Origin of the sequence: Streptomyces bluensis (assembly GCF_014650715.1) — a bacterium.
In the GTDB taxonomy this organism is placed as follows: Bacteria; Actinomycetota; Actinomycetes; order Streptomycetales; family Streptomycetaceae; genus Streptomyces; species Streptomyces bluensis.
On sequence record NZ_BMVM01000006.1, the window covers coordinates 310,611 to 331,502 of the forward strand.

The 20,892-nt window shown below is 69.9% G+C and carries 15 protein-coding genes; 11 read left to right on the forward strand and 4 right to left on the reverse strand.

The window, feature by feature from the left end; genetic code table 11:
* The first annotated feature begins 301 nt into the window (after window positions 1-301).
* From IE262_RS18280 to IE262_RS18300, 5 genes are all read left to right on the forward strand, one after another.
* A complete protein-coding gene (locus IE262_RS18280; RefSeq protein WP_189874882.1) occupies window positions 302-1,984 on the forward strand; it encodes an extracellular solute-binding protein in 1,683 nt (560 codons plus the stop codon).
* A 26-nt stretch (window positions 1,985-2,010) separates the two neighbouring features.
* Window positions 2,011-3,075 carry an ABC transporter permease gene (locus tag IE262_RS18285; protein WP_134036633.1) on the forward strand — a complete coding sequence of 355 codons (1,065 nt, stop codon included), beginning with the start codon at window positions 2,011-2,013 and terminating at the stop codon, window positions 3,073-3,075.
* The gene (locus IE262_RS18290; protein ID WP_189874884.1) at window positions 3,072-4,025 is read left to right on the forward strand and encodes a carbohydrate ABC transporter permease; all 954 of its coding nucleotides are present in this window, start codon (window positions 3,072-3,074) and stop codon (window positions 4,023-4,025) included. Before IE262_RS18285 ends, IE262_RS18290 begins: the two co-directional genes overlap by 4 nt.
* A 158-nt stretch (window positions 4,026-4,183) precedes the next feature.
* Window positions 4,184-6,208 carry a beta-galactosidase gene (locus tag IE262_RS18295; RefSeq protein ID WP_189874886.1) on the forward strand — a complete coding sequence of 675 codons (2,025 nt, stop codon included), beginning with the start codon at window positions 4,184-4,186 and terminating at the stop codon, window positions 6,206-6,208.
* A 142-nt stretch (window positions 6,209-6,350) separates the two neighbouring features.
* Window positions 6,351-7,064 (forward strand): glycoside hydrolase family 12 protein, encoded by a 714-nt coding sequence (locus IE262_RS18300; protein ID WP_166681636.1) that lies wholly within the window; start codon window positions 6,351-6,353, stop codon window positions 7,062-7,064.
* Between the two features lie 104 nt (window positions 7,065-7,168).
* Here the strand turns inward: IE262_RS18300 and cutA are convergent, their stop codons facing one another.
* The gene (gene cutA, locus IE262_RS39490; protein ID WP_229877318.1) at window positions 7,169-7,492 is read right to left on the reverse strand and encodes a divalent-cation tolerance protein CutA; all 324 of its coding nucleotides are present in this window, start codon (window positions 7,490-7,492) and stop codon (window positions 7,169-7,171) included.
* A gap of 87 nt (window positions 7,493-7,579) precedes the next feature.
* Between cutA and IE262_RS18310 the strand changes: the two genes are divergently transcribed.
* Window positions 7,580-8,134: an ATP-binding protein gene (locus tag IE262_RS18310; RefSeq protein WP_229877319.1), complete on the forward strand. Its 555-nt coding sequence runs from the start codon at window positions 7,580-7,582 to the stop codon at window positions 8,132-8,134.
* A gap of 43 nt (window positions 8,135-8,177) precedes the next feature.
* Here the strand turns inward: IE262_RS18310 and IE262_RS18315 are convergent, their stop codons facing one another.
* Window positions 8,178-10,400, reverse strand: a complete 2,223-nt coding sequence (locus IE262_RS18315; RefSeq protein WP_189874891.1) for an alpha-galactosidase — start codon at window positions 10,398-10,400, stop codon at window positions 8,178-8,180.
* A gap of 128 nt (window positions 10,401-10,528) precedes the next feature.
* Between IE262_RS18315 and IE262_RS18320 the strand changes: the two genes are divergently transcribed.
* From IE262_RS18320 to IE262_RS18340, 5 genes are all read left to right on the forward strand, one after another.
* The gene (locus IE262_RS18320; RefSeq protein WP_189874893.1) at window positions 10,529-11,566 is read left to right on the forward strand and encodes a LacI family DNA-binding transcriptional regulator; all 1,038 of its coding nucleotides are present in this window, start codon (window positions 10,529-10,531) and stop codon (window positions 11,564-11,566) included.
* 114 nt (window positions 11,567-11,680) lie between these two features.
* Entirely contained in the window at window positions 11,681-13,012 is a 1,332-nt protein-coding gene (locus tag IE262_RS18325) for an ABC transporter substrate-binding protein (protein WP_189874895.1), read from the forward strand.
* Window positions 13,013-13,036: 24 nt separating this feature from the next.
* Window positions 13,037-13,969 carry a carbohydrate ABC transporter permease gene (locus IE262_RS18330; RefSeq protein WP_189874897.1) on the forward strand — a complete coding sequence of 311 codons (933 nt, stop codon included), beginning with the start codon at window positions 13,037-13,039 and terminating at the stop codon, window positions 13,967-13,969.
* Window positions 13,966-14,808 (forward strand): carbohydrate ABC transporter permease, encoded by an 843-nt coding sequence (locus IE262_RS18335; protein ID WP_189874899.1) that lies wholly within the window; start codon window positions 13,966-13,968, stop codon window positions 14,806-14,808. The genes IE262_RS18330 and IE262_RS18335 overlap by 4 nt, the downstream gene beginning before the upstream one ends.
* 100 nt (window positions 14,809-14,908) lie before the next feature.
* The gene (locus IE262_RS18340) at window positions 14,909-17,377 is read left to right on the forward strand and encodes a CBM35 domain-containing protein (RefSeq protein ID WP_189874901.1); all 2,469 of its coding nucleotides are present in this window, start codon (window positions 14,909-14,911) and stop codon (window positions 17,375-17,377) included.
* 49 nt (window positions 17,378-17,426) lie between these two features.
* On the opposite strand, the gene IE262_RS18345 is transcribed toward IE262_RS18340, so the two are convergent.
* Both IE262_RS18345 and IE262_RS18350 read right to left on the reverse strand, forming a co-directional pair.
* Window positions 17,427-18,749, reverse strand: a complete 1,323-nt coding sequence (locus IE262_RS18345) for an AI-2E family transporter (protein WP_229877320.1) — start codon at window positions 18,747-18,749, stop codon at window positions 17,427-17,429.
* A 76-nt stretch (window positions 18,750-18,825) separates the two neighbouring features.
* Complete coding sequence (locus IE262_RS18350; RefSeq protein WP_134036669.1) at window positions 18,826-20,880, reverse strand: glycoside hydrolase family 31 protein; 2,055 nt, start codon at window positions 20,878-20,880, stop codon at window positions 18,826-18,828.
* Between the last annotated feature and the right edge of the window lie 12 nt (window positions 20,881-20,892).

Here is a 20,892-nt window from a genome sequence, read left to right on the forward strand (position 1 = left end):
AGATTCGTTTCCGCACCGTCATATACAAGGCGGGAACTGATCGTTCCGCTCCCTTGTGCCTCCGGTACGCCTCCGGTAAGCCTCCGAGGAATTGCGGAATCGACCCTTGTGCGGCCCCACGCGTTCACTTAACCTCGCAGCAACATCGAAGCGCTTCGACTGCGGAGGACGCGCCTCGCGTGCTCACACACCTCCGACGTTCACCGCTTCAGCACAGCCAGTTCCACTCAAGACACCGCAGCCGACGGCTTCGCCGCCGTGTGTCCTGGTGTGCGCCATGAAGGCATGAAGGGTTGACGCAATGACGCCGAACTCCGCCACTTCCGCTCCGAGCCGGAGAAGCTTCCTCGCCTCCACGGCGGTCGCCGCAGCAGCGGTGGCCGGCGGAGCGCCGCTGCTGTCCGCCTGCGGCGGCTCGCAGTCGGGCAGCAAGGACGGCACCACCTCGGGGAAGGACGCGGCGAAGATCCTCCCGGCGTACGTGGCGTCGACCGTCGTGGCGCCCGACATCCCGGCGAAGAACGGATCGGCGGCCGGCTTCAGCAAGGCCATCCCCACCGCGGACCTGAAGACCTCGGTGACGAAGAAGCTGGGCAGCGGCGGCAGGCTCAGGATCATGTCCCCGTTCTGGGGGACCCCGCCGAAGGGCGACAACCCGTACTACAAGGCCATGAACGAGGCCATCGGCGTCGACGTCACCTGGCAGAACCAGGACGGCGTCACGTACGACGAGAAGCTCGGCGCGGTCCTCGCCTCCAGCGAGATCCCCGATGTCGTGGTCGTGCCCGGCTGGAACCTCAACGGCAAGATCCCCGGCGCCATCAACGCCAAGTTCGCCGACCTCGGCCCCTACCTGTCCGGCGACAAGGTCAGGGACTACCCGAACCTCGCCGCCGTCCCCACCGAGGCATGGCAGCGCGGGATCTTCGGCGGGCAGCTCCGCGCGATCCCGTTCCCCGCCCCGTATGTCACCGACATCGCGCCCCTGTACCGCAAGGACCTCTTCGACAAGAAGGGGTACAGCGTCCCGACGAGCCCCGACGACTTCCTGTCCTGGGCGAAGGAGGCCACCGACGCCAGGTCGAAGGTCTGGGCGTGCGACGACATGAAGTGGACGGCGTTCAACGTGTTCGGCGTCCTGTCGGGCAGCGACAAGGCGCTGTGGTGGAACATGGACGGCGGCAAGCTCGTCAACCGCATCGAGACCGAGGAGTACCTCGAAGCCCTGGAGTGGACGCGCAAGCTGTACGCGGCCAAGGTGGTGCACCCGGACGCGGTCTCCGGCAAGGCGGGTGGCAACGCGGGCAACCGCCTCACCTCCGGGCAGGTGCTCGTCTACAGCCAGAACATCTCCGACTGGTGGGGCAAGACGGCCGAACAGCGCACCCAGAACCCGGACTTCGAGATCGCCGCGTTCGACTTCTTCGGCCCCGACGGCGGCGACCCGAAGCTGTGGGCCGTCCAGCCCGCCAACATCTTCACCTTCATCACCAAGACAGCGTCCGAGCAGCAGATCAAGGACTTCCTCGCCGTCTGCAACTTCTGCGCCGCGCCGTACGGCACCAAGGAGTTCATGCTCACCGCCTACGGCGTCGAGGGCACGCACTACGAGACCGAGAAGGGCCTGCCGGTCAAGACCACCCAGGGCGTCAACGAGGTCAACGGCGCCTTCGACTACACCGGCAACCCCGCCCCGTACATCGCCTACCCCGACTTCCCCGACGTCACCAGGGGCATGGTCGAGTGGCAGCAGCGCATGGGTGCCTTCACCACGAAGTCCTCCTTCTTCGGACTGACCGTCACCGAGCCGAACCGCTGGGCCAACCTCGCCGACAGCTTCGAGCAGCTTGAGGACGACGTCGTGCGGGGCCGCAAGAAGATCAGCGACATGCAGCAGGCCGTGTCCGACTGGAAGAGCAAGGGCGGCGACGAGCTGCGCGACTGGTACAAGAAGCTGCTCGACGACACCGGTTCGGCGAACTGACCCGGGGCCGAGGCAAGGAGAAGACCGTGTCCCACAACACGGTGCCTCGGTCCGCGGGCGAGGCGAAGAACCCCGCGAGGACTCCGGCGGCGTCCGGCGACGGCGACGGCGAGGGCGAGCGCAAGGGCACCCGGGCCCGGTCCCGGGACCCGAAGCGCGCGGGAAGGCTGAGCCTTCGGCTCAGATTCCGGCGCGACCGCACACTGCTGCTGATGGCGCTGCCCGCGGTGCTGCTGCTCCTGGTCTTCAACTACATACCGATCCTCGGCAATGTGGTCGCCTTCCAGGAGTACGACCCGTACCTCAGCGAGAACGGCTTCGTCGCCATCTTCCAGAGCCCCTGGGTGGGCTTCGAGCAGTTCGAGCGGATCTTCGCGGACTCGGCCTTCTGGCACGCCGTGCAGAACACGTTCGTGCTGTTCTTCCTGCAACTGGTGCTGTTCTTCCCGGTCCCCATCCTGCTCGCGCTGCTCATCAACAGCGTGGTCAGGCCCCGGGTGCGGGCCATCGCCCAGGCGGTCATGTACCTGCCGCACTTCTTCTCCTGGGTCCTCGTCGTCACCGTCTTCATGCAGATCTTCGGCGGCGCGGGCATCATCGCGCAGACCCTCCGCCAGCACGGCATCGAGGGCTTCGACCTGATGACCAACCCGGACACCTTCAAGTACCTGGTCACGGCCGAGACCATCTGGAAGGACGCCGGCTGGGGCATCATCGTCTTCCTCGCCGCGTTGTCGTCCGTCTCCGACGACCTGTACGAGGCCGCCGCCATGGACGGCGCCGGCCGCTGGCGGCGCCTGTGGCACATCACGCTGCCCGCCCTGCGCCCGGTGATCGCCCTCCTGCTGGTGCTGCGCGTCGGCGACGCCCTCACCGTCGGGTTCGAGCAACTGCTGCTGCAACGGCAGGCCGTGGGCGTCGACGCCTCCGACGTCCTCGACACCTATGTGTGGTGGAACGGCATCCGCAACCAGGACTTCAGTTACGCGGCCGCCGCGGGCCTCATCAAGGGCGTGGTCGGCCTGGCACTGGTGCTGACCGCCAACAAGGTCGCCCATCTCATGGGTGAGCAGGGGGTGTACAAGAAATGACCGCCGTCCTCGACAAGCAGGCCGATGAGCGGCCGGCCCCGAAGAAGCCGAGCCCCTGGGCCGCGCCACCGCGCCCCGTCTGGGAGGAGGAGCCGTCCAGGGCCGGCCTGGCGAGCAAGGGCCTCGTCCTCGGCATCGCCTGCCTGGCGATCCTCTTCCCCCTGTGGGTCGTCATCGTCACCAGCCTCCAGTCGAAGAAGACCATCGACGAGGCCGGCGGTCTGGTGGTCATCCCCAAGGGCATCACCTTCGTCGCCTACCAGGAACTCCTCAGCGGCGGCCAGGTGCAGCGGGCCGCGCTGGTCAGCATCGGCGTGACGGTCGTCGGCACGCTGTTCAGCATGACCGTGTCGGTGCTGTGCGCCTACGGCCTTTCCCGCAGCGGCTCGCTCGGCCACCGCTGGATCCTGATGACGCTGCTCGCGACGATGTTCTTCGGCGCGGGACTGATCCCGACCTATCTGCTGGTGCAGGCCCTCGGTCTCACCGACACCTACCTGGCGCTGATCCTCCCCAGCGCCGTGAGCGTCTTCAACATCCTGGTCCTGCGCTCGTTCTTCATGGGCATCTCGCAGGAGCTGATCGACAGCGCCCGCATCGACGGCGCCGGTGACTGGCGCATCCTGTGGAAGATCGTCATGCCGCTCTCACGCGCCGTCCTCGCGGTGATCGCCCTCTTCTACGCGGTGGGCTACTGGAGCGCCTGGTTCAACGCGTCGATCTACCTCACCGACCAGGACATGATGCCGCTCCAGAACGTCATGATCCAGCTGGTCCAGAAGCAGGAACGCCCGGTGGGCCTGGCCGCCCAGGTCAACACCGGCCAGCTCTCGTCACTCGCCCTCCAGATGGCGGTCATGGTGATGGCCCTGCTCCCCGTCGCCGTCCTCTCGCCCTTCGTCCAGAAGCACTTCAGGAAGGGCATGCTCACCGGCGCGGTCAAGGGCTGACACCCCGGCCGCGCCCCCGGAACTCCGCTGTGTCCGGCCGTGCCTGTCACCCGGCCGGACACGGCGGAACCCACGAGCCCCGCCCCACTGCGTCCCCCGCCGAGGCCCGCCCCGCCCCGCCCCGCCCCGCCGTCCCTCCCCGTGGAACGAGGTATGTCATGCGCACCACACACGACAGCCGCGACGCGGTGGCGGCGGAGAGGCCCCTGCCACAGCGGCCGGGCCTCTCCGCCGCCACCCGCGGCCGCATCCTCTTCGGCGGCGACTACAACCCCGAACAGTGGCCCGAGGAGGTCTGGCACGAGGACGTACGCCTCATGAAGGAGGCCGGCGTCAACTCCGTCACGCTCGGCGTCTTCTCCTGGGCGAAGCTCGAACCCCGCCCGGGCGCACGCGAGTTCGGCTGGCTGGACACGGTCATGGACCTGATGCACGCGAGCGGCATCGGCGTCGTCCTCGCCACCCCCACCTCCTCGCCCCCACCGTGGATGGGCCGCCTCCACCCCGAGACGCTCCCGCGCGACGAGAACGGGCAGACCGAGTGGTGGGGCTCCCGCCAGCACTTCTCCCACTCCAGCGCCACCTACCGCCGTTACGCCGCCGCCATCACCGAGGACCTCGCCGCCCGCTACGGCAGCCACCCCGCCCTCACCATGTGGCACATCAACAACGAGTACTGCACCTACGACTGGGGCGACGAGGCGGCCACCGCCTTCCGCACCTGGCTCCAGAACAGGTACGGCACGCTCGGCGCCCTCAACGAGGCCTGGGGCACGGCCTTCTGGAGCCAGGGCTACGACGGCTGGCACGAGATCCTGCCGCCGCGCCGGGCCCACTACATGAAGAACCCCACCCACGTCCTGGACTTCAGGCGCTTCACGAGCGACATGCTCCTGGAGTGTTACGTCATCGAGCGCGACATCGTCCGCCGGCACACCCCGCACATCCCGGTCACCACCAACTTCATGCCGATGTGGGTGGGCCAGGACGCGTGGCGGTGGGCCGAGGAGGAGGACGTCGTCTCCGTCGACCTCTACCCGGACCCGCGCGACCCGTTCGGCGCGCAGAACGGCGCCCTGGTCCAGGACATGACCCGCTCGCAGGCGGGCGGCGGCCCCTGGATGCTCATGGAACAGGCCGCCGGTGCCGTCAACTGGCGCGGCGTCAACCACCCCAAACCGCCCGGCCTCAACCGCCTCTGGTCCCTCCAGGCCGTCGCCCGCGGCGCCGACGCCGTCTGCTACTTCCAGTGGCGCCAGTCCCGTCAGGGCGCCGAGAAGTTCCACTCCGGGATGGTCGGCCACGCGAGGGAGCAGGGCCGTACGTTCCAGGAGGTCAAGCGGCTGGGTGCCGAACTCGACCGGATCGGCGGTGAGGTGACGGAGCGCCACCTCACCGCCGACATCGCCCTCCTGCACGACTGGAACTCCTGGTGGGCCGGCGCCCAGGACGGCCGGCTCTCCTCCGAGGTCGACTACCCGCAGATCGTGCGGGCCTGGCACCGCGCCCTGTGGGAGGCCCACCTCACCACCGCGTTCGCCCATCCCGAGCACGACCTGTCCGCGTACCGGCTCGTCGTCGTACCGCAGCTCTACCTGCTGAGCGACGCCGCGATCGAGAACCTCCTCGCCTACGTACACGGCGGCGGCACCCTCGTCTGCGGCTTCCTGACCGGAGTTGCGGACGAAGACGACCGGGTGCGGCCCGGGGGCATGGACGCGCGGCTGCGGGAGCTGTTCGGCATCCGCACACTGCACGAGTGGTGGCCGCTGGACGCCGGGGAGCGCGTCGAGTGCGAGGGATTCAGCGGCACCCTGTGGTCCGAGGAGCTCCAGACGGCGGACGCGGACGTGATCGCCCGTTACGAGGGCGGCGAGCTGGACGGGCTGGCGGCCGTCCTGCGCAAGGGCCGCGCCTGGTACGTGTCCACGCTGCCCGAACCCGCCGCGCTGCGTGACCTGCTGGCGGGCGTGGCGGACGGCGCGGGCGTACGGCCGGTGCTCGACGGGCTGCCCGAGCGGGTGGAGGCGGTCCGCCGCGGCGAGGTGCTCTTCGTGCTCAACCACGGGCGCGACGAGGTCACGGTCGACATCCCGGGCACCCACCGCGACCTGCTGACGGGCACGACGGTCACCGGCTCGCTGACTCTCGGCCGGTACGGCGTGGCGGTGCTGAAGCCGTGAACGCGCCCGGCGGCCCCCACTGCTTCCTCCGGCCCCGAGCCGCTCGACCTCGCCGCCGGAGAAGACCACGTCCTCACCTGCGGGCGTGGTGATCCCCCTGCAATTCCCTCCGCAATTCCCCCCACCCATGGAAAGGGACACCATGGCAAGGAGCACACTGCGCAAGATCACCATGGCGGTGCTGGCCCCGGCGATGGCCATCGGCGCCACCGTCGGTCTCGCCTCCGCCCCCGCCTCGGCCGCCATCTGGAACTCCTGCGACCAGTGGGGCAACACCAACCTGAACGGCTACACGCTCTACAACAACATCTGGGGCTCCGGAGCCGGCAGCCAGTGCGTCTGGGCCAACTCCGGCACCAACTGGGGCGTCTGGGCCGACCACCCCAACACCGGCGGCATCAAGTCCTACCCCAACTCCAAGAAGGTGATCAACAAGTCGATCACCTCGATCGCCTCGCTCAGCAGCAGCTACAACGTCACCGTCCCGTCCTCGGGCGCGTACAACACCTCGTACGACATCTGGGACACGGACTACGACTACGAGATCATGCTCTGGGTCAACAAGACCGGACCGGTCGGCCCCCTCGGCACCTCGCAGGGCAACGTGACGCTCGGTGGCCACAGCTGGGCCGTCTACAAGGGCAACAACGGCGCGAACGAGGTCTTCTCGTTCCTACGCACGTCGAACTCGACCTCCGGCACCGTCAACATCCTCCCGATCCTCAAGTGGATCAAGGACACCAAGGGCTGGTTCGGCAACGAGACCATCGGCGACGTCCAGTTCGGCTACGAGATCACCTCGTCGTCCGGAGGTCTGGACTTCACCACGAACAACCTGACGGTCAGCAGCAGCTGACCGTATCCCCGAGCTGGCGCCGTCCCCCACGCGGCGTCGGCTCGGGCCCCGTACCGAACCGAGCCGACGACCGAACCGAGCCGACGACCGGAGCAGCCGGCTGACTAGCCCTTGGCCGTCTCCGCGCTCACCCACGACAGGTAGGCGTCGCTCCCGTGGGTGACCGGCGTGGCGATGATCTCCGGGGTGTCGTAGTCGTGGACGCTCCTGATGTGCGCCTCCAGCTCCGGGTACCGCTCGGTGGTCGTCTTGTACAGCACCCGCCACTCCTGGTCGGTCCGTACCGTCCCCTCCCACCGGTAGACGCTGGTGATCGGCCCGTCGATCTGCGCGCAGGCCGCCACCTCGGCCTCCACGGCGCCGCTCGCCAGCACCTGGGCCTTCTCGGCGGCGTCGGTCGTGGTCAGAACGGTCAGGTACTCGGCCACGATGGTCTCCTTCCTGTGCGACTGCTGGGACCGTACATGGTCGATATCGGATCGCGGGAGGCGGTCACCCGCTGGCACCCTGCCCCCATGGATCACGCAGAAGTACTGCTCATCGGAGGACGAGCCGGTGTCGGCAAGACGACGGTGGGATGGGAGGTTTCGGCGCTGCTGCGCACCGAGGAGGTTGCTCACGCGGTCATCGATGGTGACTTCATGGGGCAGGTACATCCGGCACCGGAGGGAGACCCTCACCGCGCGGAGATCACCGAGAGCAATCTGACTGCTGTGTGGGCGAACTTCGCCCAGCGCGGCTACCGGCGCCTGATCTATACGAACACCATGAGTGTGCTGCCGGAGGCGACGAGCATGTTCGAGCGGGCCATGGGGGCTGGGGTGGGGATCACACGAGTCCTGCTCACCGCCTCCGACGCCACGGCTCGCGAGCGGCTGGTGGGCCGCGAAATCGGTTCGGAGCTGGAGAAGGAGCTGGCAGGCAGTGTCCGCAAGGCACGGCTTCTGGACCGGCGTGCCCCGGCAGAGACGGTGCGGGTGGTGACGGACGGACGGCCTGTGGTGGACATCGCGCGGGAGGTGGTGGCCGCCACCGGTTGGGTCGGGTCTCATGCCGCTCGCAGAGCGTGATGGTGGTGGGGGCTGGTCCTGGAATGGGTAGGGCCACGGTTGATCACCGGCAGTCGTTTTCAGCGCCGTGTGTGAGCCGGATCAGCAGAGCGCCCGGCGTGCGCGGCAGCGCCACCCGCAGGCCGCCCCCGTCCCCCTCCCTGTCCCAGGTCGCCGAGCCGACCTCCGGAACCGACGGATGCAGGATCTCCACACGCACCTCCCGCCCCGCCAAGTGCCCCACCGGCAGCAGCACTTCACTCTCCCCGCCCCGCCGCCACACCGACACGTACGACGCCCCGCCCGGCACCCGCATCCCCAGCGCCAGCCAGGCGTCCGTCCAGCCGGGCAGGCCGAGCGGCCAGAACGGCACGGCCCGCGCGAGATCGGCGCGGATGGTCTTGTACGTCGACACCGCGTCCCGCACGAGCCCGAGTTGGTGCTTCGACATGCGGTTCAGATGGCCGGACAGGTGGACGCGGCCGAGCAGTGCCCCGCCGAGGGTGAAGGTGATCAGGTCGTCGTCGTACCCGGGCTGCGGATACGCCCAGACGGCGCCCTGCTCGGGCGGGACCGCGGTCGGCGCGGCGGCGGCGATCGGCGGGAAGAGCAGCGGGTCCTGCTGGTCGCTGGTGGACTGGAGCTGGGAGACGGCCAGGGTGGCGCCGTCCATGCGCATGCCGCCGGAGGCGCAGTTCTCGATCACAAGCCCTGGGTGGCGGTCCAGGACGCCGGACAGCCAGTCCAGGTACGCGTGGGCGTGGCCGAGCAGGCCCGCGCCCGGTGCGAGGTCACCGGGAGCGCACGTCCCCGGGTCGACCACGATGTTGTAGTCCAGCTTGAGATAGCCCACGCCCCAGTCCCCGACGATCCGGTCCACCGTCTTGTCGAGGTGCGCGCGGGCGGCGGGGTGGCGCAGATCCAGCTGGTGGCGGCCCTGTTCGGTGAGGCGTACGCCGTCGCGCTGGAAGAAGGCCTCCGGGGGGAGAGCCGACGCGATCGGGCTGCGGACGCCGACGACCTCCGGCTCCAGCCACAGTCCGGGCACCATGCCGCGCTCGCGGATCCGGTCCAGGACCGCCCGCAGGCCGCCGTCGGGGAAGCGGCGCGGCGAGGGCAGCCACGCGCCGACGCTGTCCCACCAGCCCTCGGTGTCGTCGTCGTACCAGCCGGAGTCGATGCAGAAGTACTCCGCTCCGGCGTGGGCGGCCGCGTCGATCAGCGGCAGCAGCTTCTCCGTCGTCGGGTCGCCCATGAGGGTGTTCATGTAGTCGTTGAAGACGACGGGGAGCGTGGTGTGGTCCGGGTGCGGGCGGCGCACGGCACGGCGGTACGAGGTCAGGGCGCCCATCGCGTCATCGAGGCCGGAGCCGGAGAGGGCGGAGAGTCCGTGTCCCATGGCCAGCACCGCCGGGACCGTCGTGAACTCCTCGCCCGGGGCGAGCCGGATCCGCCACTGGTGTTCCGCGTCCGTGGGGCCGTTCAGCGCCAGATACGTACCGTGCGCGCGTTCGCCGAGGTCCCAGCGCCAGCCGGCCGGGGACTCGATCTGCCACAGCCAGGCACGGTCGCCGCCCCGCTCCGTCAGCGCCCCCATCGGCAGATGGCCGTCGGTGGGCCAGCTGCCGCGGCCGGTGAGGACGAGGGCGGCGCGGCTGTCGTGCTGGTGGGCGTCCACGTGGATGTCGGCGACGGTGTCGCGAAGGGGTTCCGTATACCAGCGGCACTCGGCGAGCCAGTCGTTGCGGGCCCGGTGCACGTCCAGAGTGCCGGGGGAGGGCAGACCGCCGAGCAGCAGGCTGCTGACGGACTGGAGGACGAGGGGCTGTGTTCCTGCGTTGGCCTCGTTGCGGAGCCGGACGCGGGAGCGGAGGACAGGGAGCCCGGTGGGGGAGGTCAGCTCGACGAACGCGGTCAACCCCGTTGCGGGGTCGTGGAGTTCGACGGTCAGCCACTCCCAGCCGTCCCGGCTGCCGCTGTCGTGCCCCCGGTACGCGAGCCGCGTGCCGAAGGCCGTGCCGGTGAAGCGGGGTCCTGACCAGCCGCTGCCGTGGCCCAACGCGGTCAACTCGACCAGCGGCAGCGCGGTTTCGGGAGCCACGGTGTCATGGGAGCGGGCGTCCACGGCACCTCCCCGCTGTGTGCTGCCGGGCCGGTCCAGCCGGACCAGTCGCAGCGTGCCGTCGGTGGCCGTCGTGAACTCGGCAGCCAGCCCCGCATGGCGCCAAGTGAACGCCGTCTGCGGTGAGTTGGGACCACTCCTCTTCGCCTCCGCCGTATCGGTCAAGGTGTTACCCCCTCCTGAGCCGCCGCCCCATCCGTACGCCGCCCACACGCCGGACTGTCGGACGCGCTCGCGTGAATCCCTCGTTACGGTCTCTTGACGGCCCCTGTGTGACCGGTCACAATCCTGGCATGAATGTGACCGGTCACACAAGGCGCCCGGCGAGCATCAGGGACGTCGCGACCGCCGCCGGAGTCTCGTACCAGACCGTCTCCCGGGTGATCAACGGCCATCCCAGCGTCAGGCCGTCCACCCGGGAACGGGTGCTCGCCGTCATCGACGAACTGGGCTTCAGGCGCAACGCCACCGCGCTCGCCCTGGCCAGCGGACGCAGCAGGGCCGTGACCGTACTCACCGCCAACACCACGCACTACGGCTACGCCTCGATCCTCCGCGGCATCGAGGAGGCCGCCCGTGCCGCGTCGTACGCGGTGGGTATCGGCGTCCTCGAATCGGCGGACGAACCCGCCGTCGCCGCCGAGGTGCAGCGGGCCGCGGACGCGAGCGGCGGACTGATCGTGATCGCCTACGATCCGGCCGGTGTGCGGGCCCTGGCCGCCGTCCCCGCCGAGCTGCCGGTCGTCGGCGTCGTGGAGACCCCCACGAGCCCGCCCGGTGGCGACCGCCCCTGGGTGTGGACCGACGACCGTGAGGCCGCCCACGAGGCGACCCGCCACCTGCTCTCCCTCGGCCACGAGACCGTGCACTACGTCGCCATCCCGTCCAGCACCCGCCGCACCGGCGCCCGTACCACCGGCTGGCGGCAGGCGCTGCAGGAGGCCGGGGCGCCGGAACCCCGCCCGGTGCAGGGGAGCTGGGGCCCGGCGGGCGGCCACGCGGCGGGCCTGAGACTCGCGAAGGACCCGTCCGTCACGGCGATCCTGTGCGGAAACGACGACCTCGCGCTCGGGGTGCTCCGCGCCCTGCACGAGACCGGCCGGTCCGTGCCCGGCGACGTGAGCGTGGCCGGGTTCGACGACGCCCCGCACTCCGCCTACCTCACCCCGTCCCTGACGACCGTACGGATGGACTTCACCGGCCTCGGGCGGGCCGCGTTCGCCCTGCTGCACGGCGTGCTGGAGGAGTCCGCCCCGATCGCCCCGCACCCCGTCTCCGTACCGGAACTGGTGGTGCGGGAAAGCTCGGGGCCGCCGCAGGCCGGGGGCTGACCGGCCCCGCACGAACACCGCTGTGAGGAATCCGTCCGAATCCGCCCCGAATCCGTCCCGAATCCGCTCCGAGTCCTGCCTTTGCCCTGAACCACTGTTCTCGAAAGGCGCGCGATGAAGACAAGAACTCTCCCCACCCTGGCCCTCCTCTGCGCCGTCGGCCTGGCCGCCACCGCGTGCGGTGACCCCACCGCGGGCGACTCCGGCAGCAACGGCTCGGACGCGAAGCGCACGGAGGTCGACCCCACCGCCCGCCTGGACGGCGTGAAGCTGACCATGTGGACCGCGCAGAACACGGTCAACGCCCCCCGGCATGTCATCGACGCGTTCGAGAAGGCCACCGGAGCGAAGGTGGAGACGCAGGCCGTCCCGGACCTGTACGAGCAGAACGTGCCGACCAAGCTGGCCTCCGGCGACCGGCCCGACCTGATGTTCTGGCAGCCGTCCATCTCCACGCTGCCCTTCATCCAGCCGCAGCAGAACCTCCTCACCCTCGACGGGGAGGAATGGGTCTCCAGGCTCGGCGACACCGAGAAGTCGCTCGGCGTCATCGACGGCAAGCGGTACGCGGCCATCGTCACCAGCCCCGCCATGCTCGGCGTCTACTACAACAAGGACGTCTTCAAGAAAGCCGGGCTGAGCGAGAAGGACTTCCCGACGTCGTACGACGAGCTGCTGGCCCTCGGACACAAGGTCGTGGACAAGACCGACGCGGCCGCGTTCTACGAGGCCGGCGGCGACAAGTGGCCCCTCCAGTGGCAGATGCAGGTCCAGCTCACCGACCTCGACCAGCAGTGGTGGGCGGGCCTCAACGAGAACAAGGAGAAGTGGACGGACCCGGTCGTCGTCAGCGCCGTCAAGAAGTACAAGGAGAAGCTCCTCGACGCCGGGCTCGCCCAGAAGAACTACCGGACAGGCACCTTCACCGGTCAGGCCGACGCACTGTGGAAGGGCGAGGCCGGCATGGTCCTCAACGTCACCTCCTTCCAGAGCCAGTTGCAGGCCAAGCACTCCACCGCCGAGATCGACCAGAAGATCGGCTGGTTCCCGGTCGCCAACTCCTCCGCGACCGGCCTCTACTCGCCCGACCAGACCAACGGAGTCGTCGCCTTCAGGACCGGTGACGAGAAGCGGCAGAACGCGGCGCGGCAGTTCCTCGCCTTCTGGCTCGGCCCCGACTACGCCGACTACATCAAGGCGATGAAGATCCCGTCCGTGCAGCCGTCCGTGCCCACCCCCGACGGGCTCCCACAGACGTCCAAGGACCAGGTCGAGGCCCTGCCCAAGGCCATCGGGGTCTTCCAGGCCAAGGCGATCGTCGCCCCCGACACCCACCTCTACCTCGCCGACATGATCTTCGGCAAGAAGAACCCGCAGCAGGTCGCGCAGGCGATCCAGGACCAGTTCGCGCAGGTGGCCAAGGCCCAGGGCGCGCCCGGCTTCTAGAACCGACGGGGGCGGGGACATCCGATGGCGGACACAGCCATACGCACGCGACGTACGCGCAAACAGGTGCCCGTGGAGGGCAGACCAAAGAGAGTGGGGCGGCTGCGGCGCGCCGCCGTGCACCATCCCTGGTGGTTCGCGCTGCCCGCGATCGTCGTCTTCGCGGGTTTCTTCCTGGTGCCGAACCTGCTCAACTTCTACTACCCGTTCACCAACTGGTCCTCGTACCACCCGGACATCGCCTTCACCGGCCTCGACAACTTCCGCACCATCGCCGAGGACGGCTCGCTGCTGCGCGCGATCCGCACGACCCTGCTGTACGCCGTGCTGGCGGCGCTGTTCCAGAACGGCTTCGGGCTGGTGCTGGCGCTGCTGCTGGAGGACGACAGCCGGTTCAACCGGTTCTTCCGGGCCGTCTTCTTCCTGCCGGTGCTCCTCTCGGCGCTCGCGACCGGCTATGTCTTCCAGGCCCTGCTCGACCAGGACGGCGCCGTGAACTCCGTGCTCGGCACGGACGTTCCCTGGCTGGGCTCGACGACCTGGACGCTGGTCCTGGTCACCCTCGTCCACGGCTGGAAGTGGATGGGCCTGTCCATGCTGATCTATCTCGCCGGGCTCAAGGGCATCCCCGGCGACATGCTGGAAGCCGCGCGGATGGACGGCGCCGGGCCCTGGCGGACCTTCTGGTCGGTGCGCTGGCCGATGCTCGCGCCGGCCGTCACCTTCAACGTCACCACCGCGCTGATCGGCTCGATGAACACCTTCGACATCGTCCAGGCCACCACGGGCGGCGGCCCCGCGGCCTCCACGGAGGTCTTCAACATCTACATGTTCCGGATCTTCGGACAGGGCCTGTACGCCCAGGCCTCCGCGATGAGCCTCGTCCTCTTCCTGGTGGTGGTCGCCGTCGCGATCCCGCTGGTCACCGGCCTGCGGCGAAGGGAGCAGATGCTGTGAGCACCGCTTCGGGCCCCTCCGTCACATGGCGGTACGGCCGCCCCGCCCTCGTCGTCCTGATCGCCTCCCTCGCCGTCGGCGTACCGCTGTGGCTGGTCCTGGTCACCTCGGCCAAACCGCAGGGCGAGGCCGTCAGGCCCAACCTGGATCTGCCGGCGCGGTGGCAGCCCGGCGGCAACTACGAGGACGCCGTCAACCAGGGCGAGATGCTGCGGGGCTTCCTCAACTCGCTGCTCGTCGTGGTGCCTTCGGTGGTCCTCGTGCTGATCCTCGGCGCGGGCGCCGCCTGGGTCTTCGCGCGCAGGAAGTCCAGGCTGGTGTCGGCCGCGTACGCGCTGTGCATCAGCGGACTGCTGCTGCCGCCCGCCGTGATCACCATCGTGATGGAGCTGCGGCAGCTGGGCCTGGCCAACACCCGGCCCGGAATGATCGCCGTCTACACCGGCATGTATCTGTCGACGTCGATCTTCTTCATGACCGGCTTCATCCGCGCCATCCCCGTCGAACTGGAGGAGGCGGCCCGGATGGACGGCGCCAAACCGTCGCGGATCTTCGCGCGCATCGTCCTGCCGCTGCTCAGGCCGGTCATCGCCACCGCGACGATCATGGTGATGCTCTACGCCTGGAGCGACATCTTCTACGCCTTCTTCGTCCTCGGCGGCGGCGAGCGGGCCACCCTCCCGCTGAACCTCTACCAGGTCGCCAGCGCCCAGCTCTACCTCAACAACTGGCATCTCGTCTTCGCGTACGTCGTGGTGATGAGCCTGCCCATGGTCGCCGTCTTCCTCGTCGGCCAGCGAAAGATCGTGTCCGGAATCACCAGTGGAGCCGTCAAGTGACCGGAGGTCCAGCAGCGTGATCACTCCCACCCGTACCAGGTCGCGTACCAGGTCCCGTATCAGAACCGCCTTGACAACAGCCGCACTTGGAGCAGCCACCATGGCAGGCACCCTCCCCGCCGCCCCGTCCGCGGCGGCCGCCGCCGATCCGCAGCGCCTCACCGTCGACCTCGCCGCATCCGAGGGCCCGGTGATGCTCGGCGCGAACGGAGCCCTGTACGGGCTCAGCGACGACGGCGTGCCCAGCGACGCGGCCCTGGCACCCCTGAAGGTCACCAGCATCTCCCAGAAGCCGGAGGGCGGCGCCCAGCACCCCAACGGCGACGCGCTGACCGTCTCGAAGTCGTTCTTCCGCAACGGCGGCGGCGAGATCAACGTGATGATGCAGGACATCTACGCCAAGTGGCCCTACGAGGACCTGGGCATCGACGACTACCTCCCCAAGGTCGACAAGATCGTCAAGGAGGTCGCGGCCGACCCCAACAGCGACCGCTTCGTCTACATCCCGTTCAACGAGCCCGACCAGATCTGGTACAAGCTCGGGGTCGCCGACCAGGCGGAGTACGAGGTGAACCGCGACCGGTTCTTCAAGGACTGGAAGACGGTGTACCAGCGCATCCGCGCGATCGACCCCGACGCGAGGATCGCCGGCCCCAACGAGGCCGCCTACCACACACGCCTGCTGAGGGACTTCCTCGCCTTCGCCAAGCGCGAGAACGTGCTGCCCCAGGTGATGACCTGGCACGAGCTGGGCTCCGGCTCCCTGCGGGACTTCCAGGCGCACTACGACGACTACCGCTCCCTGGAGCGGGAAGCGGGCATAGCCCCGCTGAAGATCAACATCGACGAGTACGCCAACCGCCGCGACCTGTCCGTGCCCGGACAACTCGTGCAGTGGGTCTCGATGTTCGAGCGGAACAAGGTGTACGCCAACGCGGCCTACTGGGACGCGGCCGGCAACCTCAGCGGCCACGTCGTACGGCAGAACATCCCCAACGGCGGCTGGTGGTTCTTCCGCTGGTACGCGGGTCTGACCGGCGACACCGTCAAGGTGACCCCGCCGCGGGCCAACACCATCGACACCCTCCAGGGACTCGCCTCCCTCGACACCTCGCGCCGACAGGCCCAGGTCCTGCTCGGCGGTACCGACGGCGACAGTGACGTGGTGGTGGAGAACGTCTCCCGGTCCCTCTTCGGCCGTACGGTCACCGCGACCGTCGCCGAGGCCGCCTGGTCCGGTTACGAGGGACAGCACGCCGCGCCCCGCGTCCTCGCTCGCACGAAGGTCCAGGTCGCCGACGACGGCACGGTGACCGTCCCGCTGCGCGGCCTGCACAAGATGTCCGCCTACCGCGTCGTCCTCACCCCCAGCGGCTCCGGAACCCCCACCGCCCCCGCCGTCCCCTGGTCGGCGTCGTACGAGGCCGAGGACGCGGCCATTACCGGCGGCCAGGTCTACACCCAGGGAACGGTCAGCAACGCCAACGGCTACGCGGCCTCGGGGACGAAGGACGTCGGCTCCCTCAACACCGCCACCAGCAAGGTCGACTTCACGGTGACGGTGCCCAGGGCCGGGACGTACGACCTGGCGATCCTCTACGGCAACCAGTCGGGTGCGCCCGCCACCCAGAAGCTGTCCGTCGACGGCGGCGCACCGGTCACGGTCACCTACCCCTCCACCGAGAACTGGACCTACCGCGCCAAGAACGACGTCCGCGTGGAGCTGCCGGCCGGCACCCATGTGCTGACGCTGGCCAAGGGCGACGCCGAGGTCACCCTCGACCGCATCGACCTGACCGCCCGTACCGGCGAGCCGTCCGCCTCGTACGAGGCCACGCTCGCCGACATCAGCGGGAAGCCGTCGTACGACTACTCCTCCTCGGCCGGGACCGGAACCGGCGCCCTCGTCCTCGCCAGCGGCGACAAGGCGGTGTTCGACGTCTACGCCCCGCGCGACGGCTACTACACGGTGGTGCCGCAGACCTCGGCGGCCGTGAAGCTGGGCCTGCACGGCGAGACGGTGACGGCGGCACCCGGCCGGCCGCTGCGGCTCTACCTCGTCGCGGGCAACAACCGCGTGGCCGTGACCGCCGAGCGCGCCGCCGTCCGCTCCCTCGACGTCTCGGGCGACGGATCGACCTCCGGCACGCTCTCCTACGAGGGCGCCTCCGCCGCCCTCGCGGGCGGGGCCAGGCTCGTCGACTCCGCCCACGCCTCCGCCGGTTCCCACATCGGCTGGCTGGGCAACAGCGCCGAGAGCACCGCCGAGTTCACCGTGGACGCGCCCACGTCCGGCCGCTACGTACTGGTCGTCCACTACGCGCACAACGACCGGCGCGACAACGGCCACGCCTACAACACGGACATCATGTCCCGCACGGCGGACATCACGGTCGGCACCGCCGCCCCGCTGAAGGTCACCTTCAAGAACACCTGGAGCTGGGACGACTACTGGACGGTGGGCGTCCCGGTCGACCTGAAGAAGGGCGCCAACAAGGTGACGTTCGGGAACGCGAGCGCGTGGGCACCGGACATCGACCGGATCGAACTGGGCCGGGTCGTCGGCTGAGTGGCCGGCCCGGCCTCGGGGGCGCGCTCACGTCCCCGGGGCCGGGCGGTCAGGGCCGGTCGACCTCGGCCGGCAGGAAGGCGGCGGGCGACAAAGGCGCACCCCTCGGGGACCTCGGCGCCGCGTCGGCCGCCCCAGCCGTTTCCGCCCCCGCCGTGTCCCCGTACCGGGCCCGGAGCTCCGACAGCACACCGAATGCCGCCGCGGTGAGGGGCACCGAGAGGAGCATGCCGAGGATCCCGGCGATCGAGGCGCCCGCCGTGAGAGCCAGCAGGATCGCCGCCGGGTGCATCTGCACCGTCCGGCTGTGGATCATCGGCTGGAGCACGTTCCCCTCCAGGACCTGCACCGCCACGACCACGCCCAGCGCCCACAGCGCCGTCACGAGGCCGCGGTCCGCGAACGCGACCAGGATGGCGACCGCGCCCGAGAGGAAGGCGCCCAGATACGGGATGTACGCGCCGACGAACACCAGCGCCCCGAGCCCCACGGCGCCCGGCACCTGAAGGATCAGCAGGCCGACCGCGATGCACACGCCGTCGATGAAGGCGATGAGCGTCGTGCCGCGCATGAAGCCCTCGATCGCCTGGAAGGCACGCCGGGCCATGACCTCGACGCTCTCGCCGGAGCCTCGCGGCGCGAGCGAGTGCAGTGCGGCGACCGCCCGGTCGGAGTCGCGCAGGAAGAAGAACATGAGCAGCAAGGCCAGAACGGCCATCGCGATGAACTCGCTGACGACGCCGACTCCGCTGAGCACCCCGGAGGCCGCGGTACCGCCGAACTTCGACAGCAGGCTTTTCGCGTTCCTGGCGAGGTCGTCCAGGGAGGTCCCGGCCACGCCGAACCGCTCACCGAGCGACTCCGCCGCGTTCCGCAGCGAGGAGATGATCTGGTCACCGGTGTCGATCAGGGCGGCCACCACGACGTACGCGGCCCCGCCCACGACCAGGACCACGGCGGCGCAGGTCAGCCCGGCGGCGAGGGACCTGCTGAACCTCATCGCGACCAGCCGCCGGTAGAACGGGCCCAGCAGCGCGGTGCCGAGCAGCGCGAGCAGGACCGGTGTGACGGCGGTCTGGAACGTGATGCACAGCCATACGCCCACGGAGACCACACCGGTGACGAGGAGCGTGAGCGCGCTCCACCCGGCGATGCGCCGGGCGGGTCCCGGGAGGAAACCGCGGTGGTCGCCCGCTGCCGCCGGGCCGGCCGCACCCGGCGTGCGCGTGCCGACGGGTGTGCCGAGGGGCGCGCCGGTGGTACGAATCGTCGTCCGCGTCCTGTGCAGGGGCGCTCCGCGTACCGGTCCGCCGCGACGGCCCGGCCGTCCCCCGCGGGTGCCTCGGCGGGGGACTCCCGTACCGCTGTTCATGCTGTTCATCTCCGCTCGCGTGGCCGTGGCGCTCCAGCGTAGACGGGGCCCGTGAGCGGAGATTCGACGCGGGGGGCTACTCGGCTACCGGTTCGGTGATCGGCAGAACGGCCCCGTCCCGCAGGAACAGCGGGATGCGGTCCAGCGGGGCGTCCACGGTCACGGGCGCGCCGCCCTCGTACGACTCACCGGTCCACGCGTCCGTCCAGCGCGCCCCCGCCGGCAGGTACGCCGTCCGGGCGGTCGCACCCGCCGTCAGCACGGGCGCCACCAGCAGGTCGGCGCCGAAGAGGTACGCGTCGTCGACCGACCAGGCCGCATGGTCCTCGGGGAACTCCAGGAACAGCGGGCGCATCACCGGCAGGCCCTCCTCGTGGGCCTCCCGCATGACCTTCAGGACGTACGGCTTCAGGCGCTCCCGCAGCCGCAGATACGTCGCGAGGATCTCGTAGGCCTCCTCCCCGTACGACCAGACCTCGTTCGGGCCGCCGGTCATCTCCGGGCCGAGCGGCATGCCCGGCTCGCGGAAGCCGTGCAGGCGCATCAGCGGGGACAGCGCGCCGAACTGGAACCAGCGGACCATCACCTCGCGGTACTCCTTCTCGTCCGGATTGCCGCCGTGGAAGCCGCCGATGTCGGTGTTCCACCACGGGATGCCGGACAGGGCCGTGTTGAGGCCGGCCGCGATCTGGCGGCGCAGACTCGCGAAGTCCGTGGGGATGTCACCGGACCACAGGGCGGCGCCGTAGCGCTGACTGCCCGCCCACGCCGAACGGTTGAGGGTCACGATGTCGGTCTCCCCGGCGGCGAGCATGCCCTCGTGGAAGGTGCGGGCGTTCTCGCGCGGATACATGTTGCCGACCTCCAGGCCCGGACCCGCCCAGTAGCGCAGGTTCTCCTGGAAGCCCGGCTTGATCTCCGGTTCGCCGGCGTCCAGCCAGAAGGACGTGATGCCGTACGGCACCACGTAGTTGTCGCGCACGCGCGACCAGACGAACTCCCGGGCCCCGGGGTTCGTCGCGTCGTAGAAGGCGACCTGGACGGTGGAGGCGACCTCCTTGTCGGGCCAGTCGGCGTGGGCCACCGGGCCGTACTGGGTGCCGATGAAGTAGCCGCGCTGCTCCATGACCGGGTGGTTCTCCGAGAGCGGGGACACCGAGGGCCACACGGACACGACCAGCTTGATGCCGAGCTCGTCCAGCTCGCGCACCATGGCCGCCGGGTCGGGCCACTCCTTCGGGTCGAACTTCCACTCGCCCAGGTGCGTCCAGTGGAAGAAGTCGCACACGATCACGTCGATGGGCAGCCCGCGCCGCTTGTACTCGCGTGCCACGGCGAGGAGTTCGTCCTGGGTGCGGTAGCGCAGCTTGCACTGCCAGAAGCCCGCCGCCCACTCGGGCAGCATCGGCGCCCGGCCCGTGACCGCGCTGTAGCGGCGCTGCGCGTCGGCCGGGCCGCCCGCCGTGATCCAGTAGTCGATCTGCCGGGCCGAGTCCGCCACCCAGCGCGTGCCGTTGCCCGCGAGCTCCACCCGGCCGATCGCCGGGTTGTTCCACAGCAGCGTGTAGCCGCGGCTGGAGGTGAGCACGGGGATGCCGACCTCGGCGTTGCGCTGGACCAGGTCGAGGACCAGGCCCTTCTGGTCGAGCCGTCCGTGCTGGTGCTGCCCGAGGCCGTACAGCTTCTCGTCGTCGTACGCGGTGAAGCGCTGCTCCAGGCGGTGGTAGCCGTTGCCGACGGCGGTGTAGAGGCGCGGGCCCGGCCACCAGAAGTGGGCGCGCTCCTCCGCGAGGAGCTCGGCACCGTTGTCGGTGCGCACGAAGCGGAGCCCGCCCTCGGCGCTGACGTCGACGGTCAGCGCGCCGACGGTCAACTGCCCGTGTCCGTCCTCGATCTTGACCGTGCTCCCGGTGGCGGGCGGATCGTCGAGCAGGGCACCCGGCAGCCCGTCGAGGACCGGGCCGCCGAGGCGGGCCCGGACCCGGACCGCGTCGGGGCCCCAGGGTTCGATGAGGACGGTCTCCTGGCGGCCGCTCCACTCCAGGGCACCGTCCCGCTCGCGGAACGTGCCGACGGTGGGGGAGGACTGCGCGAGGCTGACCGGGGACGGGGTTTCGGCAGGCTGGTTCACGACGGGGGCTCC

Excerpts from the sequence above, each read along its gene's own strand:
- IE262_RS18280 (WP_189874882.1), top strand. The coding sequence starts at position 302 with ATGACGCCGAACTCCGCCACTTCCGCTCCGAGCCGGAGAAGCTTCCTC.
- IE262_RS18290 (WP_189874884.1), top strand. The coding sequence starts at position 3,072 with ATGACCGCCGTCCTCGACAAGCAGGCCGATGAGCGGCCGGCCCCGAAG.
- IE262_RS18295 (WP_189874886.1), top strand. The coding sequence starts at position 4,184 with ATGCGCACCACACACGACAGCCGCGACGCGGTGGCGGCGGAGAGGCCC.
- IE262_RS18300 (WP_166681636.1), top strand. The coding sequence starts at position 6,351 with ATGGCAAGGAGCACACTGCGCAAGATCACCATGGCGGTGCTGGCCCCG.
- IE262_RS18310 (WP_229877319.1), top strand. The coding sequence starts at position 7,580 with ATGGATCACGCAGAAGTACTGCTCATCGGAGGACGAGCCGGTGTCGGC.
- IE262_RS18320 (WP_189874893.1), top strand. The coding sequence starts at position 10,529 with ATGAATGTGACCGGTCACACAAGGCGCCCGGCGAGCATCAGGGACGTC.
- IE262_RS18325 (WP_189874895.1), top strand. The coding sequence starts at position 11,681 with ATGAAGACAAGAACTCTCCCCACCCTGGCCCTCCTCTGCGCCGTCGGC.
- IE262_RS18330 (WP_189874897.1), top strand. The coding sequence starts at position 13,037 with ATGGCGGACACAGCCATACGCACGCGACGTACGCGCAAACAGGTGCCC.
- IE262_RS18340 (WP_189874901.1), top strand. The coding sequence starts at position 14,909 with ATGGCAGGCACCCTCCCCGCCGCCCCGTCCGCGGCGGCCGCCGCCGAT.
- IE262_RS18345 (WP_229877320.1), bottom strand. The coding sequence starts at position 18,749 with ATGAACAGCGGTACGGGAGTCCCCCGCCGAGGCACCCGCGGGGGACGG.